Annotated in this window: 11 protein-coding genes; 5 read left to right on the forward strand and 6 right to left on the reverse strand. The window is 73.0% G+C overall.

Annotated elements, in window-relative coordinates:
* Nucleotides 1-89 precede the first annotated feature (89 nt).
* Nucleotides 90-3,515: an AfsR/SARP family transcriptional regulator gene (locus tag OG589_RS04455; protein WP_405146404.1), complete on the forward strand. Its 3,426-nt coding sequence runs from the start codon at nt 90-92 to the stop codon at nt 3,513-3,515.
* A 118-nt stretch (nt 3,516-3,633) separates the two neighbouring features.
* On the opposite strand, the gene OG589_RS04460 is transcribed toward OG589_RS04455, so the two are convergent.
* Together OG589_RS04460 and OG589_RS04465 are read right to left on the reverse strand one after the other, a co-directional pair.
* Nucleotides 3,634-4,440, reverse strand: coding sequence for an ABC transporter permease (locus tag OG589_RS04460; RefSeq protein ID WP_405146405.1), 807 nt, complete (start codon nt 4,438-4,440; stop codon nt 3,634-3,636).
* Nucleotides 4,437-5,417, reverse strand: a complete 981-nt coding sequence (locus tag OG589_RS04465) for an ATP-binding cassette domain-containing protein (RefSeq protein ID WP_405146406.1) — start codon at nt 5,415-5,417, stop codon at nt 4,437-4,439. The genes OG589_RS04460 and OG589_RS04465 overlap by 4 nt, the downstream gene beginning before the upstream one ends.
* Before the next feature lie 337 nt (nt 5,418-5,754).
* Between OG589_RS04465 and OG589_RS04470 the strand changes: the two genes are divergently transcribed.
* Both OG589_RS04470 and OG589_RS04475 read left to right on the forward strand, forming a co-directional pair.
* Nucleotides 5,755-6,270 carry a PH domain-containing protein gene (locus OG589_RS04470; RefSeq protein ID WP_405146408.1) on the forward strand — a complete coding sequence of 172 codons (516 nt, stop codon included), beginning with the start codon at nt 5,755-5,757 and terminating at the stop codon, nt 6,268-6,270.
* 65 nt (nt 6,271-6,335) lie between these two features.
* On the forward strand, nt 6,336-7,823 hold the full coding sequence (locus tag OG589_RS04475) for a PH domain-containing protein (protein ID WP_405146410.1): 1,488 nt from the start codon (nt 6,336-6,338) through the stop codon (nt 7,821-7,823).
* A 392-nt stretch (nt 7,824-8,215) separates the two neighbouring features.
* Here OG589_RS04475 and sepH read toward each other — a convergent pair whose 3' ends face one another.
* Nucleotides 8,216-10,810 carry a septation protein SepH gene (sepH, locus tag OG589_RS04480; RefSeq protein ID WP_405146411.1) on the reverse strand — a complete coding sequence of 865 codons (2,595 nt, stop codon included), beginning with the start codon at nt 10,808-10,810 and terminating at the stop codon, nt 8,216-8,218.
* A 537-nt stretch (nt 10,811-11,347) separates the two neighbouring features.
* Here sepH and OG589_RS04485 point away from each other — a divergent pair.
* Entirely contained in the window at nt 11,348-12,145 is a 798-nt protein-coding gene (locus OG589_RS04485) for a hypothetical protein (RefSeq protein WP_405146413.1), read from the forward strand.
* On the opposite strand, the gene OG589_RS04490 is transcribed toward OG589_RS04485, so the two are convergent.
* Both OG589_RS04490 and OG589_RS04495 read right to left on the reverse strand, forming a co-directional pair.
* Nucleotides 12,121-13,401: a D-arabinono-1,4-lactone oxidase gene (locus tag OG589_RS04490; protein WP_405146415.1), complete on the reverse strand. Its 1,281-nt coding sequence runs from the start codon at nt 13,399-13,401 to the stop codon at nt 12,121-12,123. The genes OG589_RS04485 and OG589_RS04490 overlap by 25 nt on opposite strands.
* A gap of 65 nt (nt 13,402-13,466) precedes the next feature.
* Nucleotides 13,467-14,651: an MFS transporter gene (locus OG589_RS04495; protein ID WP_405146417.1), complete on the reverse strand. Its 1,185-nt coding sequence runs from the start codon at nt 14,649-14,651 to the stop codon at nt 13,467-13,469.
* 164 nt (nt 14,652-14,815) lie between these two features.
* Between OG589_RS04495 and OG589_RS04500 the strand changes: the two genes are divergently transcribed.
* Complete coding sequence (locus tag OG589_RS04500) at nt 14,816-16,051, forward strand: lytic transglycosylase domain-containing protein (protein ID WP_405146418.1); 1,236 nt, start codon at nt 14,816-14,818, stop codon at nt 16,049-16,051.
* On the opposite strand, the gene OG589_RS04505 is transcribed toward OG589_RS04500, so the two are convergent.
* Nucleotides 16,042-17,010 carry a ferrochelatase gene (locus OG589_RS04505; protein ID WP_405146419.1) on the reverse strand — a complete coding sequence of 323 codons (969 nt, stop codon included), beginning with the start codon at nt 17,008-17,010 and terminating at the stop codon, nt 16,042-16,044. The genes OG589_RS04500 and OG589_RS04505 overlap by 10 nt on opposite strands.
* Nucleotides 17,011-17,040: the final 30 nt, after the last annotated feature.

The following is a 17,040-nucleotide window of genomic DNA, read 5'->3' on the forward strand; positions in this document are numbered from 1 at the left end:
GCTGATGCTACGCGGATCTGAGGGGTGCGCTGACCCCATCGCCCGAATGAGCGGCGCCAGGAAGTCCCTTAATCAGCCACAATCGAGGCATGGATGGCGCGAAGTCGGACACGCGCGTGAGCTTCGGCGTGCTCGGCCCGCTGGAAGTGCGTCACGACGGCGCACGCCTTGACATCGGCGGCCGGAGGTTGCGGACGCTCCTCGCGTTGCTGCTGCTCAGCCCCGGACGAACGGTGCCTTTCGCCACCCTGGTCGCGGGGGTGTGGGAGGCCGATCCGCCGAGCGCGGTCGGCAACGCGCTGCAGGCTCTGGTCTCCCGCCTCCGCGCGACTCTGGGCCGGGGTCTGGTGGCCACGGAGACGTCAGGTTACCGGTTGGTTATATCTCCGGATCAGGTCGACGCCCACCGCTTCGCCCGGCTGGCCGCCGACGGCCGTACGGCGCTGGCGCGCGGCGACGCGGGCGGGGCCGCGGGCACGCTCAGGGAGGCGCTGGCGCTCTGGCGCGGGCCCGCGCTCGCCGACCTGAGCGAGGTCGAGGCGGCCGGCGCGGAGATCGCCCGGCTGGAGGAGCTGCGCCTGGCCGCCGTCGAGGACCGCTTCGACGCCGATCTGCTGCTCGGACGCCACGCCGAGGTGACCGGCGAGCTGTCACCGCTGATCGCCGCCCATCCGCTCAGGGAACGGCTGCGCGGCCAGCTCATGCGCGCCCTGTACGGCTCAGGGCGCCAGGTGGAGGCGCTCGCCGCCTACCAGGCGGCCCGCGCGGACTTCGCCGCCCGGCTCGGCGCCGACCCCTCGCCCGCGCTCGCCGCCCTGCACCTTGGCATGCTCCGGGGCGACCCGCCAACGGCCGTCGCGCCCGAGCCCGGGACGCCCGAGCAGGGGCAGGAGCCCGAGATGCGCGACAAGGGGCACAAGAGGGGCAACCTGCGCGCCCGGCTGACGAGCTTCGTCGGGCGGCGCGACGACGTGCGGCGCGCGGGCTCGCTGCTGGCGGAGCACCGGCTGGTCACGATGCTCGGCCCGGGTGGCGCGGGCAAGACCAGGCTCGCCGTGGAGTCCGGCGAGGCGCTGGCGGGCCGGATGCCGGACGGTGTCTGGCTCGCCGAGCTCGCCCCGGTACGCGACCCCGAGGGTGTGCCGCAGGCGGTGCTCGCCGCGCTCGGCATGCGCGACACCCGCCGCGTGCCCGTACGGACGCCCGCCCCCGACGCCGACCTGACCGGCCGCCTGGTGGCCGGCATCGGGTCGCGCCGCCAGCTGATCATCCTCGACAACTGCGAGCATCTGGTGGACGCCGCCGCGCGGCTCGCCGACCGGATCCTGGCGGAATGCCCGGGAGTGCGCATCCTCGCCACCAGCCGTGAGCCCCTCGGCATCACCGGCGAGCTGCTGTGGCCCGTGCAGCCGCTCGATCACGAGAACGCCCTGAGCCTGTTCGCCGACCGCGCCGCCACGGCCCGCCCCGGGTACGTCATGGACGGTGACGCGGAGGCGGTCGCGCGGATCTGCCGCGAGCTCGACGGCATGCCCCTCGCGATCGAGCTGGCCGCCGCCCGGCTACGCACGCTGTCCGCCGGGCAGATCGCCGACCGCCTCGACGACCGCTTCCGGCTGCTGACCGGCGGGAGCCGTACGGCGCTGCCGAGGCACCAGACGCTGCGCGCGGTCGTCGAGTGGAGCTGGGACCTGCTGGACGGCCGGGAACTGGTGCTCGCGCGCAGGCTCGCGGCGTTCGCCGGCGGGGCGTCGCTCGACGCGGTCGAGACGGTGTGCTCCGGGGGCGGGCTGCCGCGCGAGGAGGTGCTCGACGTGCTCGCGAGGCTCGTCGACAAATCGCTCGTCGTCTGCGAGAACGAGCGCTACCGGATGCTGGAGACCATCAGGGCGTACGCGGCGGAACGGCTCGCCGAGTCGGGCGAGGAGCACCGCGTGCGACGCGCGCACGCGCGGTTCTTCACCGGCATGGCCGAGACCGCCGAGCCTGAACTGCGCCGCGCCGGGCAGGTGAAGTGGCTCGCCGCGCTGTCGGCCGAGCACGACAACCTGACGGCGGCGCTGCGCTGGGCCGTCGGGTCGGCGGACCGGGGGCTCGGGGTCCGGCTGGTCGGCGCGCTCGGGTGGTACTGGTTCCTGGCCGGCCGCAGGGCCGAGGGCGCCCAGCGTGCCGCCGAGGTGATCGCCCTGGTGGACGACCCGGACGCCGGGGACGACCTGGGCCGCGGAGAGGGTCTGGACGGCGGGGACCACCGAGGCCGTCTGGACGCCGGGGGTCACCGAGGCCGTCTGGACGCCGGGGAGGACCCGGGCCGCGGAGGCGGTCTGGACGCCGGGGAGGATGGTGGCCCTCCGGATGACCGGGGCGGCCTGGACAGCGGGGGCGACGCCGAGGTCGGGCCGAGAAGGCTGGCGCTGGCGCTCACGGTGCACGGCATCCTCATGGCGGGCGGCACGAACCAGTGGCAGGAGGCCAGGGACGTGCTGACCAGGGCGATGGCCCTGGCCAGGTCGTCGGTGCCCCGCCCCTGGCCGGCGATGGTCTCGCTGGCCGAGCCGATGCTGGTGCTCTTCATCCCCGACGTCGCGCCCGACCAGGAGCGCACCATGGCGGACATGTTCGGCGACCCCGACCCGTGGGTGGTCGCCTGCGCCCACCTGCTGCGCGCGCACGTGCACTACAACGCCGGTCGGATCGCCGAGGGCGAGGCCGACGTGGGGTCGTCGCTCCGCCACTTCCGCGCGGTGGGCGACCGGTGGGGCATCGGCACCGCCATGGGCGCGCTCACGGAGGTGAGCATGCTGCGCGGAGACAACGCCACGGCCATCTCGGTGCTGCGGGAGGCGCTCGCGCTGCTCGACGAGATCGGCGCCGTGGAGGACACCCCGTACATGCGCACCCGGCTGGCCATGGCGCTCAACGCCTCCGGCGACCCGGCCGGCGCCCAGGCGGTGCTGGACCACGCGCTCGACATCTGCGTGAACGCCGGCGACAGGGTGGGGGAGTCGGGCGTGCACAGCGTGCGGGGTGACTTCGCCCGCGAGGAAGGGAAGCCGGCGCTCGCGAGGTGGCACTACGAGGAGGCGATCCGCCTCGCCGTGGACCCGCTGGTCTTCCCCGCGCACTTCCGGGCCCTGCTGCACTCGTCGCTCGGGCTGCTCGCCGAGCAGGAGGGCGACCTGCGGGCCGCGCGGGAATCGCACCTGGAGGCGCTGCGGCTGGCGCGGGACGCCAAGGACGGGGGCGCCTACGGGCTGGTGCTCATCGCCGTCGCGGGCCTGGTCGTGCGCGAGGGGGACGCCGCGAGGGCGGCGGTGCTGCTGGGCGCGGCGTCCCGCATCCGCGGGATCCAGGACGTGATCGGTTACGACCATGTGCGGATCACCGAGGCGACGACGGCCGCGCTCGGCCCGGAGAACTACACCCGGTACTTCGAACGCGGCCGCAAGATCCTCCCCGAAGAGATCCCCGCCCTCACCGCCCCGCGCCCGGGAATCGCCCTGACCGCAGGGTGATCCCATCTCGCTCGGACGAAAAGACCATCGCCCTTGCCCCCGTCCGGCCTTTGCCCCCGTCCGGCTCTGCCCCCGACCGGTACGACCCCGGCGCCGACCGGCACCGTCGGTGCGGGGGTCAGCCGCGGGAGCGGAAGGCGCGCAGGGACAGCGGGGCGAAGACCAGCGCGATGACGAGGGCCCAGACCAGGGAGATCGTCGCGTGGCTCGCGACCGGACCCCCGCTGAGAAGGCCGCGGACGGCGTCGGCCAGATGGGTGACCGGGTTGACTTCCACCCACTTCTGCAACCACCCGGGCAGCGTCTTGGTCGGGACGAAGGCGTTGGAGGTGAACGTGAGCGGCATCATCACCGAGAACGCGATGATCTGCACCTTCTCGGGCTCGGAGGCCACCAGGCCGATGAGCACCGACAGCCAGGACATCGCCAGGGCGAACGTCAGCAGCAGCGCCAGCGCGCCCACCACCCCGGCCACCCCGGTGTGGATGCGGAAGCCGAGCACGGTGCCGAGGCCGACGAAGAGGGCGAAGGCCCACACCTGCTTCAGCGTGTCGGCCACGATGCGGCCGGCGAGCGGCGCCGAGCGGGCGATCGGCAGGCTGCGCAGCCGGTCGAACACGCCCTTGGTGATGTCGGTGCTGAGCCCGATCGCGGTGGTCAGCGTCGCGAACAGCATGTTCTGCACGACCAGGCCGGGCAGCGAGAACTGCAGGTAGTCGGTGGTGGACCCGGAGATCGCGCCGCCGAAGACGTAGGTGAACAGCAGCAGGAACATGATGGGCTGCACCGAGAGGTCGAGCAGCTCCATCGGGTTGTGCTTGATCTGCACCAGGCTCCGCCAGGCGAGCGTCATGGTGTGCCGGAGCGCGGTGGCGGGGCCGATGCGGCCCGGGACGGCCTGCGCGGGCGCGGTCAGCGTGGTCATGCCGGCACCTCCTCCTTCTCCTTGGTCTCCGCCACGGAGGCCTGGTCTTCGGCGCGGTGGCCGGTGAGGGCCAGGAACACCTCGTCGAGGCTGGACTTGCGCAGGCTCAGCTCGGCCGCGACCACCCCGAGGTCGTCGAGGCGGCGCACGATGGCGGGGACCACCGTGGGGTCCTTGATGTTGACCGTGGCCTGGCCACCGGTTAGGTCGGGGCGGTCGCCGATGACATCAGTGATGACGTCGGCCACCAGATCGAGGTGGTCCGCGCGCATGGGCCGCACCTGGAGCACCTGGGCGCCCGTGGTGGCCTTCAGCTCGTCGGAGGTGCCCGAGGCGATGACCCTGCCGTGGTCGAACACCACGATGTCGTCGGCCAGCTCGTCGGCCTCCTGGAGATACTGCGTGGTGAGGAGCACGGTGACGCCGTCGGCCATCAGGCCGCGCACGACGTCCCAAAGGTCGGTGCGGCTGCGAGGGTCGAGGCCCGTGGTCGGCTCGTCCAGGAACAGGACCTGAGGACGCCCGACCAGGCTCGCCGCGAGGTCGAGCCTGCGGCGCATGCCGCCGGAGTAGGTCTTGGCCGCCCGGCCTCCGGCGTCGGTCAGGTCGAACCGCGCCAGCAGCTCGCCCGCCCGCTGCCTGGACGCGGGACGGGACAGGCCGAGTAACCGGCCGATCATGACGAGGTTCTCCACGCCGGTGAGCGTCTCGTCGACCGCGGCGTACTGCCCGGTGAGGCCGATCAGCGAGCGCACCCTGTGGGCGTCCTTGACGACGTCGAAACCGCCCACCGTGGCGTGGCCGCCGTCGGGCCGGAGCAGGGTGGCGAGGATGCGCACGGCGGTGGTCTTACCCGCGCCGTTGGGCCCGAGGACACCGAGCAGGCGCCCCTCGGGAACGACGAGGTCCACACCATCGAGGGCGCGCGTCTCGCCGTAGTGCTTCACCAGACCTTCAGCCTGGACCGCATATCGCATAGCTTCAACTCCTCAGTTAACGGGCTGGGGGAACGCTCGGCTCGCGGTCCGAGTGGCTGGTTCCGAGTCTTGCCTACGGCACTGACATTTCTCTGAGGCGAGACCGCGATCACGGCCCGCCCGCTGACAGACGGCTGACAGAAACGCGTCCTGCCCCGATTGCAATGGCGGTTCCCCGTTCTGGAGGAACGCCGGGCCTGCGAAGGCGCCCGCACTTCAATGATGCGTGAAGGCCGAGGTACCCGGGCACCTCCGAGGCGACATACCGGTCGAGGCGGAGCCGGGCCGGGGACGGTCGCGGTGCTCCCGGGGGTGGCGATCTAGTTAGGCTGGTGGCGTGCCTGCTCCCCTGCGTGACCCCGCCCACCGGGTATCCCGTCGCGCGATCACCCTGTGGCTGCTGGAGGCGCTGATCGGTTTCCTCCTGCTCGTCGGAGGATCGGCCCTGGCGGCCTCCTGGATCGCCGGGTCCGGCTGGTCGTGGGTGCCCTCCTGGCTCTCGGGGAACATCTGGTGGCTGCCGGGGGTGATAGCCGTCGTGGAGCTCCCGTTCGTGGTCATCGAGCCGCTGTGGCGCTACGCCGTCCACAGGTGGGAGCTGTCGGGAGACGTCGTCTACGCGCGGTCGGGGTGGCTGAGCCGGCAGTGGGTCTTCATCCCCGTCAGCCGCATCCAGACGGTCGACAAGGAGCAGGGCTGGTTCGAGCGCCTCCTCGGCCTCGCCACGGTCGAGATCCGCACGGCCTCGTACGCCGGATCGTCCTCTATTAAGGGCTTGGACGTCGGCGTGGCGGCCCGCCTGGCGGAAGACCTCGCACACCGGGCCCACGAGCTCAGGGACGACGCGACATGACCGAGGAGTCCGGCGCTCCCGGCGGACCGGGCGGAGGGCCGCCCGGGGTGTGGGGGAGCGGTGCGATGGCGGTTCCGCCGTCGCGGCTCAGCCCGCTCGTGCTCCTCATCGACCCGGTGCGCATGCTGCCCTCGCTGTTCCTGCCCCTGGCGGGTGTGCTCTTCGTGGGCGGCTTCTCGCCCTCGTCGTTCGTCTGGGCGATGCTGGGGCTCGTGGGCTCGGTCGGGTACGCCGCCGTGCGCTGGGCCACGTTCACCTACCAGATCGTGGGCGACCGGCTGGAGCTGACCCGGTCGCTCGTCAGCCGTTCGGTCAGGACCATCCCCCTCGAACGCGTCAGGGGCGTGGACGTGACGACGCCGCCCCTGCATCGGCTGTTCAACCTCGCCGTCATCCGCGTCGACACGGGAGCGAGCGGCGGCGCCAAGCAGGAGGGCGAGCTGGACGGCGTACCGCTCCCCGAGGCCGAGCGGCTGCGGCGGGTCCTCCTCCGGCGCAGCCGCGACGCCCGTCACGAGGACCACGCCGAGACGGCGGGAGCCGGGCCCGAGTCGTCCCTCACGCGCACCGCCACCCCCACCGCCGTGCACGAGCGGGTGTACGTACGGGTGCCCTGGCAATGGCTCCTGTACGGGCCGCTGTCCGGCGCGTTCCTGCTCACGCCGTTCGCCCTGCTGGGCGGTGCCATCGGCCTGGCATTCCAGTGGGGCAGCGAGTTCGGCCTCAGCGAGCGCGTCGCCATCACCCTGGGCGAGTGGCTGTGGAACCGGCCGATCCTGCTGGTCCTGGCCGGGCTCCTGCTGGTGATGGCCATGCCCGTCGCGGGCGGCGTGATGTACGCCGTCTTCAACTGGAACTTCACGCTCCGCCGCCGCGACTCCTCCCTGGTCGCCGAGCGCGGGCTGGTCACCCGGCGCAGCGTGGCACTCGAACACCGCAGGATCCGGGGCTACGAGATCGCCCAGGGCCTCCTGGAGCGCCGGGCCCGGGTCGCGCGGCTGTGGGCGATCGTCACCGGCCTCGGAGACTCGCGGACGAGAGGTCAGTTGCTGCCCGTCGTGCCGAGGGACTTCGCCATGAAGGTCGCCGCCGACGCGATCGGCCCGTTCGGTGCCGAGCTGCGGCGGCATCCGCCGAAGGCGCTGCAGAGGCGGCTCTTCCGCGCCGTCGCCCCGGGGGTCGCCGTCGCGGTGGCCGCCTTCCTGCTCGGCTGGGTCTGGATCGGAGCGCTCGCGCTGGTCGTGGCCGCGATCGGCGTCCCGCTCGGGCTCGACCGTTACCGCTCCCTCGGTCACGCCTACGACGGCGCGCGCCTGTCGGTCCGGTCGGGCTCCCTGCCCCGGTCGCAGGCGGTGGTGGAGCGCCGGGCCGTGGTGGGCTGGACGGTGCGCCAGACGTGGTTCCAGCGGCGATCGAGGGTGCTCACCGTGATCGCGGGGGTCGGCGCGGGCAGCGGCGGTTACGCCGCGATCGACACCGGCGAGGAACAGGGCGTCCGCTTCGCCGCCGAGGTGACCCCCGAGTGGCTCGCCCCCTTCACCACCGGCCACTGACGGGCCCTGGGCACGTTCATCGAGAGGTGGCCGCGCCCTGGGAGTCGGGCAGCGTCTGCCCGAGAAGGCCGAGCACGCCCTCACGTTCGGCGTCGGTGAGGCGGATCAGCGGGCACGCCCTCTCCAAGGCGTCGACCGCCTCCTGACGGGCGGCCCTGCCAGCGGATGAGGCCGGAGAGTCCGCGTGATCGTCCGGTGCCGGGTCGGGCAGGGACGATCACGCGGACCGCGTTTCGGGTCGGGTGCCTGTACCCCAGGAGCATCCAGCCAGGCCCTGATGCTCGTCCTGGCGGTGGGCATCTGGTCAGGCCGTGGTGCTCGTCCTGGCGGCGGGCATCTGGTCAGGCTTCGGGTACCGGCTCTGGCGGCGGCATCCGGTCACAGCGTGCGTGCTAGTCCTGGCGGCGGGCTCCGAACATGATCTCGTCCCAGGTCGGGACCGAGGCGCGGCGGCCACGGCCCCCCTTGCGCGCCGGCCGGGCCGGCTTGGGCGCCTGCGGAGGAACGGCCGGCGGCTCGGCGGCCTTGACTTCCTTCTCGGGCTTCTCAGGCTGGTCCGCCTTCTCGGGCTCGGCGGACGCGGCGGCGGCGGGACGGTCGGCGGTCTCGCCGCTGGTGCGGGCGGCGGGCACGGCGACCGGCGCCTCTTCGGTCTCCTCGGCCTTCTTGGCGGCGGCCGGAGCCTTCTTGGGAGAAGAGGCCGCGGCGGGACGTGCGGCGGGTGGCACCGGCACCGGCCGTCCCGCCTTCCTTTCCGGGGAGGCCTGGCCGGCTCGCGTCTTCTCCGGAGCGGGCGCGTTCGAGCTTTCGGCGGCTTCATCGCCGGCCGACGGCCGCGCGGCCTCGGGACCGGGCCGTGTGGTCTGGGCGACGGGTCGTGCGGCCTGGGGATCTTGCTGTACGGCCTCGGCATCTGGTCGGGTGACCTCGGGGGCGGGCCGTGTGGTCTCGGCGGCGGGCTGCTCGACCTCGGTCCCGGCAGCGGACGCGGCCTGGGCGCCCGGCTCGCCCTCCCCGGTGGACTGGACGTGGGCGGCGGGCTCACCGGCCGGAGCCGACGCGACCTTGGGCTCTGGCTCGGTCGCCCGAGCCGAGGGCACGACGTCCGGAGTCGCGGCCTTGACGTCCGGAGTCGAGGCCTCGACGTCCTGAGCCGTGGGCTTGGCGTCCTGAGTAGAGGGCTTGGCGTCCTGAGCCGTGGTCTCGGCGGCCGGTGGCCGCGTGACCTGTGCCTCCGCGGCGGGGGCCTTCACGGCCTCCACCTCAGAGGCGGGAGCCGCCGCGACCTGGGCCGCCGGTGCCGGTGCGTTGCCGGGCTCGGGCTTTCGCGCCTCGGCCGCGCTCGGCGGTGCCGACCGTGTGGTCGTGCGCCCGGCGTCGGCCACCTCGCTCGTGGCAGCCCCCAGGGCCGCCTCGTCCGGATCGGCACCCGGCTCGGTGACGCCCGGCGCGGCGGGTTCGGCCGCGCGCGGTGTGGTGGCCTGCGGTGCCGGGGTCTCGGCGGGCTGCCGGGCGGCGGGTTCGAAGTGGCCGGGCGCACTCGGCTCGGCGGTGTGAGGAGCCGCGGGCTCGGCGGAGTGGTAGGTCGCCGGCTCGGGAGACCACTGAGCCGCCGGCTCGGGGGACTGGCGGGTTCCGGGCTCGGGGGAGTGGGACGCCCGGTCCTGCGAGTGGTGGGCCGCGGGCTCGAAGGTGGGCTGGGGGTGGCGTTCGTAGGACTGCTGGACGGCGGGCTCGAAGGTGGGCCGGGGCGCGCGCTCGGTCACGGGCCTGGGGGCCGGACCCTGCGAGGACTCGGATGCGGGCCTGAGGGCCGCGGCGGGCTCGGCCGCGCGGAGCGGCGCCGGCTCATGGCGGGCCGCGGGCTCAGAGTAGGACGCGGGCTCGTGCCGGGACTCAGGCTCGCGCTGGGAGGCGGACTCGCGGCGGAAGTCGGCCTCGTGGTGGGTGGCGGACTCATGGCGGAAGTCGGCCTCGTGGTGCGAGGCGGACTCACGACGGGACTCATGCTCCTGGTGCGAGGAGGGATCGCGGCGGAAGCCGGGCTCGTGGTGGGACGCAAGCTCACGACGGGGCTCGGCCTCGTGGTGGGAGGAGGGCTCGCGGCGGAAGCCGGGCTCGTGGCGAGGGGGCGGGTCCTGGCGGAAGGCCGCGGGCTCGGCCGGTTCGGGGCGGCCTCGCTCAGGCAGGCCTCGTTCCGGTAGGCCGCGCTCCGCGGCGTGGTCCGGGAGGTCGCGGAGGTCCGGGAGGTCGGGCCGTACGGGCTCGGGGTGGGTGCGGGCGGCGTGGTCGTGCCGCACGACGCCGGGCAGGGTCGCGGGCGCCTCGACGGGGATCGCCGGGACGGGGGCGAGCTTGGCGGCGAGCCGGGGCACGAACGGCGTCACAGTACCGCTCTCGGCGGGCTCGACGTACTCGGCCGCGGACAGGCGCATGGCCTCGTCGTCGTACGGCGTGACGTGGCGGCGCCTGAGGTCGAACAGCCACTCGGCGCTGCGCGTGTGACCGTTCCACACGAAGCCCAGCTTGATGCGCCACAGGCCGTCGTCGCGCTTGCAGGAGTCCCAGTCGATCTCGTCGCTGGGGACGCCGCGGCGGCTCAGCCGCTCGGCCACCAGCTCACCGAGGGTCGGCCCCGGAGTGGACTCCCCGGGCAGGCGCACGGCGACACGCTGCGCCTGTTGCGCGGTGTACTCGCGTTCCTGCAGGACGGGTCCCTCGAACCAGCGGACACGCTCCACGGGGATGCCTGCGGTGGCGGCGATCTCCTCCGCGGTCTCCCCCGCACGGATGCGGGCCTGGATCTCCTTGGGGCGCAACGGACTCTCCACTTCGATCTCGTACTGGCCGAGACGGGAGAAGTTGCCGCGGACCGCCGCTCGGAGCCGTTCGTCGACGGGAAGCGTGAACCGTGTACCCCTGCCGGCCGTGGCCAGCACAAGGTATGTTCCGTCCTCGCTCACCGCGACGAGTCGGAGCTCCTGCATGCGAGTCCCTTCGTCGTCGTGCTCAATCTTCCCCCGGACCCTTGAGTCTCTCGCGTGAGCCGGTTACCTGCCAGCACCGTACCCGGCATGTCCGAACATCGCCTTCCTCAGAGGCACGGGAAGCGATGAGAGGCGGTTATATATGTCGCTTTCACCCTATCTATCGGCTGCTCGATATGCAGCAAACGGGTTAGGCGTCCTGCACGGATTCTCGCGAATCGCGCCCGTCGCCGCCTTCGACTTCGGCCAAGAGGCATGAGAAAGGCCCGGACCTGCGACATCGCGACGGTGCCCGCCGAGGGGGCCGGGGAAGCGGGCGGCGTCCAAAAATGATCTCCGTCGCGGTACGGCCGCGCCGGTGAACGCCTCCGACCGGTGGAAACCGTAAAAGATGTTCATACCCCCACATCCCGGATAGAGGTCATGCGGCGGCGTCCGGTCCCCTGCGGCAGGGGGGATGCGGGACGCGCCCAGAACGTGCCGGAACACCGCCACTGCCGGAAGGGACTGATCTCAGGGATGGGCGGCAAGGAAGGCTTGGACCTCAGCGCTCCGCAGATCGCGGGCAGCGCCCTCGCGGCGGCCACGGCGGCCGTCGCGGCGTCGTTCCTCGGAGTCACGGGAACGATCATCGGCGCCGCCGTGGCGAGCGCGGCGACCACGGTCGGGAACACCGTCTACACGCACTACCTCAAGCGGACCCGCGACCGGCTCAAGGAGGCCCACGGGCTGATCACCGGGCAACTGGAGGGGCAGGCGCTGGAGGAAGAGGCGGAGGAGGCGGCCCTCGCCCGCCCGGGTGAGGACGGGCTGGCCACGGCGGTCCACGCCACGGTGCGCGACCACGGCCCCTCGGAGCTGCCGCCCACCGTCGGCGACACCGCTCCGGTGGACGCGGCCGTGGCGCAGGCGCCCCCGTTGAGGCGCGAGGGCTCGCCGGGCCCGCTCTGGGCCACGTTGGTGGTCGCGACCGTCGCCACCTTCGCGCTGAGCATGGGCGGGATCCTGGCGTTCGAGCTGCTCAGCGGCAAGCCCCTGGCCGCCACCGTCCACGGGCAGAGCGGATCGGGGACGAGCTGGGGCGGGCGGGTGGACGAGCCGGAACCGATCGCTCCCACGCCCTCGACCTCGGCCGGCGTCTCCGGCTCAAGCCCCTCCTCGGAGCGGAGCGCGAGCACGTCACAGGAGCCCACCACGGCGGAGACCGGGCAGCCGTCCGTCCCGTCGTCCTCGGCGTCGCCCGAGGGAAGCGTGATGCCGACCCAGGACTCGGGCACAGGGGACCAGGGGGACGTGCAGGGCGGCACCGCTCAGCCCAGCACCACGTCCAGGTAGTCGTTGGAGAACAGGCGCCGAGGGTCCAGCTCGTCGCGCAGCGCCACGAAGTCACCGAAGCGGGGGTAGACGGTCGACAGGTAGGCCGCGTCGCGCGTGTGCAGCTTCCCCCAGTGCGGCCGTCCGGAGAGGCGGGTCATGATCTCCTCGACCCCCTCGAAGTAGGCCGGGTTCGGCGTGGGCCGGTAGACGTGGCAGGCGATGTAGGCGGAGTCCCTGCCGTACGCGGTGGACAGCCAGGCGTCGCTCGCCGGGGTGACCCGCACCTCGATCGGGAACGTGATCCGCCAGTCCCGCAGTTCGAGCAGGTCGCGCGTCTCGCGCAGCGCCTGGCCCAGGCGCTCGCGCGGGATGGCGTACTCCATCTCCAGGAACCGCACGTTCCGCACGCTGGTGAAGACCTTGTACGCCTTGTCGGTGTGGGCGGACGAGGTGAGCGCCTTCGCGGAGATGCCGTTCAGCCGGGGGATGGCCCCGGGGAACCGCCGCCCGACCTCGCACAGGGCGCCGAAGAGGGTGTTCTCCAGGAAGACGTCGTCCAGCCAGTGCCTGAAGGCCCCCGGCGGCGCGGCGGGGCCGGGCGACCGGTTGTTGCGCTTGGTCAGGCAGGTGTCGGTGTGCGGCAGCCAGAAGAAGTCCAGGTGCTCGTTCTCGCCCGTGATCTCGTCCAGCGAGGACAGGATCTCGCTGAGCGTCATCGGCCGCCTGACGTTGCGCAGCAGGAACGACGGTTCGACCCTGAAGGTCACCGCCGTGAGGATCCCGAGGGCGCCGAGGCCGACCCGGGCGGCGTCGAACAGGTCGCCCTCCGACACCGTGACGAGCGACCCGTCGGCGAGCACCATCTCCAGCTCGGTGACCTGGTCGGCGAGCCCGCCGATCTCCCGGCCGGTGCCGTGGGTGCCGGTCTGGATCGCGCCCGCCACGGTCTGGTCGGTGATGTCGCCCATGTTGGCGAGCGCCAGCCCGCGCCGGTCCAGCTCCTCGTTGAGCACGCGCAGCGGCGTGCCCGCCGCGACCCGCACCCGGCCCTCACCCGCCTCCTGTACGCCGGTCAGCGCCTCCGGCCGCAGCAGGATGCCATCGGTGAGGGCCACCCCGGTGAAGGAGTGCCCGGTGCCCGCCATGCGCACCCGCAGCCCGCGAGCGGCGGCGTCGCGTACGGCTCGCGCCACCTCCTCGGCCGAGGAAGGGGCGCGTACCTCGGCGGGGGTGATGGACTGGTTGCCCGCCCAGTTCCGGAAGACGGCGTTCATGGTGGAGCACGATAATCATGAACCGCGCGTCTGGCCAGACGTGAACAAAGCTCATGTAAGCCGGATCACGCCGCCGATGAACGGGCGTCCGCCGGGCCGATCTCGGGAGTGCGGAGCAGGGTGTTGCCGCCCACGCCGATGCCCACCGCGAGCAGCGCGGCCACGAAGGAGAACGCGTAGGAGTTGGACGCCCCGAACGAGTCGGTGAGCCGCCCCCCGGCCCACGCGCCGATCGCCACGCCGAACCCGACGGCGGTCGAGATCCAGGACATCCCCTCGGTCAGCAGGTGCGAGGGCACCAGCCGCTCGATCAGCGCGTAGCCCGTGATGATCGTCGGCGAGATGGCCAGACCGGCGAAGAACAGGGCGACGGCCATGATCCGCGTGTCGCCGATGAGCAGGATCGGGGTCAGCCCGACGGCGAACACCCCGAGGCCCCGCACGAAGCGGTGGCGCAGCGAGATCCGCCACTGGCGGAAGCCGTACCAGAGGCCGGAGACCATGCTGCCGGCGGCGAAGGACCCGAGCAGCAGGCCCGAGGCGGCCTTGGCGCCGTTGTCCTCGGCGAACGCCACCGTGATCAGGTCGACCGAGCCGAACACCGCGCCCATCGCCAGGAACACGCAGGACAGCAGCGCGACGCCCGGGATCGTGATGGGGCTGCCCGACTGCGACGCGCCCGGCCGCGCGGGCGGCTCGGTCCGCCGCTGGAGCGCGAAGGCCACGGTGCCGATGATCGTGCAGACCAGCGCGAGGATCAGCCCGGCGTAGAGGTTGACCATGGTCGTGAGCCCGGTCACCAGCGCCGGCCCAGCGACGAAGATCACCTCGTCCGCCACGGACTCGAAGGAGAACGCCGTGTGGAGCCGGGCCGACCCGCCCAGCAGGTGGGACCAGCGGGCGCGGACCATCGAGCCGAGCGAGGTGGCGGCCCCGCCGACCACAACGCCCGAGGCGAACAGCGTCCACATGGGGGCCCCGTACTGGGCGCAGAGCATCATCGTGACCAGCGCGGCGCCGTGCAGGACGACGAACGGGATGAGTACTCTTGACTGGCCCAACCTGTCCACCAGCCGTCCCGACAGCGGGGCGGCGACCGCGTAGGCCACGGCGACGGTCGCCGAGATCGCTCCGGCGGTCGCGTACGAGCCGGTGAGGGCCGAGATGAGAAGGACGATGCCGATCCCGAGCATCGACATCGGCATACGCCCGACGAAACCGGCGATGACGAAGCCTTTGGTGCCGGGCATGCTGAAGAGCCCTCGATACGGCCCGACCACGATCTCGCCCCTTTCGCGCACCCCCGGTGCGCGTCGAACAGTCCCTTTGTACCCTTGCGCACCATTCGCGGATGCGGCAAGTGATTTTTCGGCAACGTACACGAAACAGGATTCGTGGGTTTAACGTGGGTCTAGTGTCCCATCGTCCCCGGCTCGTGCCGCCGCGCGCCGTCATGGCGGGGCTCGCCATCCTCACCGCCCTCGGCTCGGTGGCCGGCAGCGCGTTCCTGATCCTCCACCAGCCGGCCGCAGACGCTCCCGAGGCGGCGGGCACACCCCTCTCGGACGTCCGTGACCTCACCGCGCCGGTGTCCCCCTTCCCGGTGCTCGCCTCGGCGCCGTCCCCCTCCCCGTCCCAGGCGCCCTCCCCCGGTGCGGACGGCCCCGTCGCGCCCACGCCGCCCCGGCTGATCGCCGTCGCGCGCGAGCAGGTCGGTGAGGCGACCCTGCGGGAGATCGCCGCGCTGAAGGACGTGACGAAGGTGGCCGTGGCCGACGGGGGAGCGGTCCGCTTCTCCGCCGCCACGCTGAACCTCCTCGCCGTCGACCCGGCCGAGTACCGCCCGTGGGCGCCGAAGGCCATCGCGGGCGAGCCCGAGGTGTGGGACGCGCTTGCGCGCGGCGAGTTCATCGCCGAGTCCAAGACGGCCGGGCACTACAGGCTGCAGCTCGGCGGCGAGTACGAGGCGGGCGGCGGCTCCCGGCTCCGTGTCGCCGCGTCCGCGCCGTTCGGCCTCCCGGGCGTCGACGGGCTGGTCACCAAGGAGGTCGGCCGGGGGCTCGGCCTGGTGCCCGGCGTGGCCGTCCTCGTCCACACCCCCGCGAGCAAGGCCGCCTCTGTGGGCTCCCGGATCAAGCGGCTGCTGGGCCCGGGCGCGCAGGTCGTGGTGATCGGCGCGCGCCGCGCGGTGACCTCGCCCCCGCCGGCGGCCCGGCCTGACACGACCCTGCCCCCGGTGGCCGGGCGGCCGGGCACCTCACTGGTCGGACGGCCCGGCAGCTACCTCGACCTCTACAAGCTCTCCGCGGGCGTCTGCCCCGGCCTCTCGTGGACCGTGCTCGCCGCGATCGGGCAGGTCGAGAGCGGCCACGGGCGCAACAACGGCCCCTCGTCGGCGGGCGCGCTCGGCCCGATGCAGTTCATGCCCGCCACCTGGAAGGCATATGGGGTCGATGGCGACGGGGACGGCAAGGCCGACATCTGGAGCCCGTACGACGCGGTGCCGTCCGCCGCTCGCTACCTGTGCGCCAACGGCGGCGGCCTCGGCGGGGCGAAGCTCCGCTCGGCGGTCTACCGCTACAACCACTCGTGGGACTACGTGAACAAGGTGCTCGGCATCGCCGATTCCTACGCCCGCGCCTACGCCTGAGGGCGGCGGCGGGGCGCGGGGCAGCAGGTGGCGGCGGCGCAGGGCAGCAGCGGCTCCGGCTCGTCGAGCAGCTCGCGCACCATGGACACGAACCGCGGATGGGTGCCCGCTGTGGCGGCCCGGGTGAGGTGCAGGCCCAGCTCGCGCGCGACGCCCGCGGCCTCGGTGTCGAGGTCGTAGACGACCTCCATGTGGTCGGAGACGAACCCGATGGGCACCAGCACCACCGCCCGCGTGCCCGAGGCGCGCAGCGCCGCCAGGTGGTCGCACACGTCGGGCTCCAACCACGGGACCTGCGGCGGCCCGCTGCGGCTCTGCCACACCAGATCCCACGGCCGGTCGCCCGCCACCAGCGCGGCGGCGGTGCGGAGCTGGGCCTCGTATGCCCCGCCGGACGGCCCGGAGGAGGCGGCCATGGACGTCGGGATGCTGTGGGCGGTGAACACCAGCCGGGCCTGGTCGCGGTGCTCCTCGGGGAGCCCGTCGAGCGCCTCGCGGGTGTGGTCGGCCATGGCGGCGATGAAGCCGGGATGGTCGAAGTAGTGACGCAGCCGTACGATCTCGGGCGCGCCGGGCACCTCCGCGCGGGCCTGGGCGATGTCGTCGAGATACTGACGGCAGCTCGAATAGGAGCTGTAGGCCGCGGTGATGAACGCCGCCGCCCGCGTGACGCCGTCGGCCGCCATCTTCCGCAGCGTGTCCGCCAGGAAGGGATGCCAGTTGCGGTTGCCCCAGTAGATCGGGATGTCGACCTCGGGCCGCAGGGCCGTGATCAGGTCGCGGCACTGCTGATTGATCGGGCTCACCCCGCCGACGCCCTGGTAGTGGGCCTCGACCTCGAGCAGGCGCTCACGGGGCACGCCCCTGCCGCGGACGACGTTTTCCAGGAACGGCATCACGTCTTCGGGCTTCTCGGGGCCGCCGAAGGAGACGACCAGCAACGCGTCGTAACGTGCCATGCCACCATCCAACCGCATCCCAGGGACGGC

This window comes from Sphaerisporangium sp. NBC_01403, from assembly GCF_045040145.1.
GTDB classification, from domain to species: Bacteria; Actinomycetota; Actinomycetes; order Streptosporangiales; family Streptosporangiaceae; genus Sphaerisporangium; species Sphaerisporangium viridialbum.

What these genes read in the sequence shown, in the direction of transcription:
- OG589_RS04455 (WP_405146404.1), top strand. Translation starts at nt 90, where the DNA reads ATGGATGGCGCGAAGTCGGACACGCGCGTGAGCTTCGGCGTGCTCGGC.
- OG589_RS04460 (WP_405146405.1), bottom strand. Translation starts at nt 4,440, where the DNA reads ATGACCACGCTGACCGCGCCCGCGCAGGCCGTCCCGGGCCGCATCGGC.
- OG589_RS04465 (WP_405146406.1), bottom strand. Translation starts at nt 5,417, where the DNA reads ATGCGATATGCGGTCCAGGCTGAAGGTCTGGTGAAGCACTACGGCGAG.
- OG589_RS04475 (WP_405146410.1), top strand. Translation starts at nt 6,336, where the DNA reads ATGGCGGTTCCGCCGTCGCGGCTCAGCCCGCTCGTGCTCCTCATCGAC.
- sepH (WP_405146411.1), bottom strand. Translation starts at nt 10,810, where the DNA reads ATGCAGGAGCTCCGACTCGTCGCGGTGAGCGAGGACGGAACATACCTT.
- OG589_RS04490 (WP_405146415.1), bottom strand. Translation starts at nt 13,401, where the DNA reads ATGAACGCCGTCTTCCGGAACTGGGCGGGCAACCAGTCCATCACCCCC.
- OG589_RS04495 (WP_405146417.1), bottom strand. Translation starts at nt 14,651, where the DNA reads ATGCCCGGCACCAAAGGCTTCGTCATCGCCGGTTTCGTCGGGCGTATG.
- OG589_RS04505 (WP_405146419.1), bottom strand. Translation starts at nt 17,010, where the DNA reads ATGGCACGTTACGACGCGTTGCTGGTCGTCTCCTTCGGCGGCCCCGAG.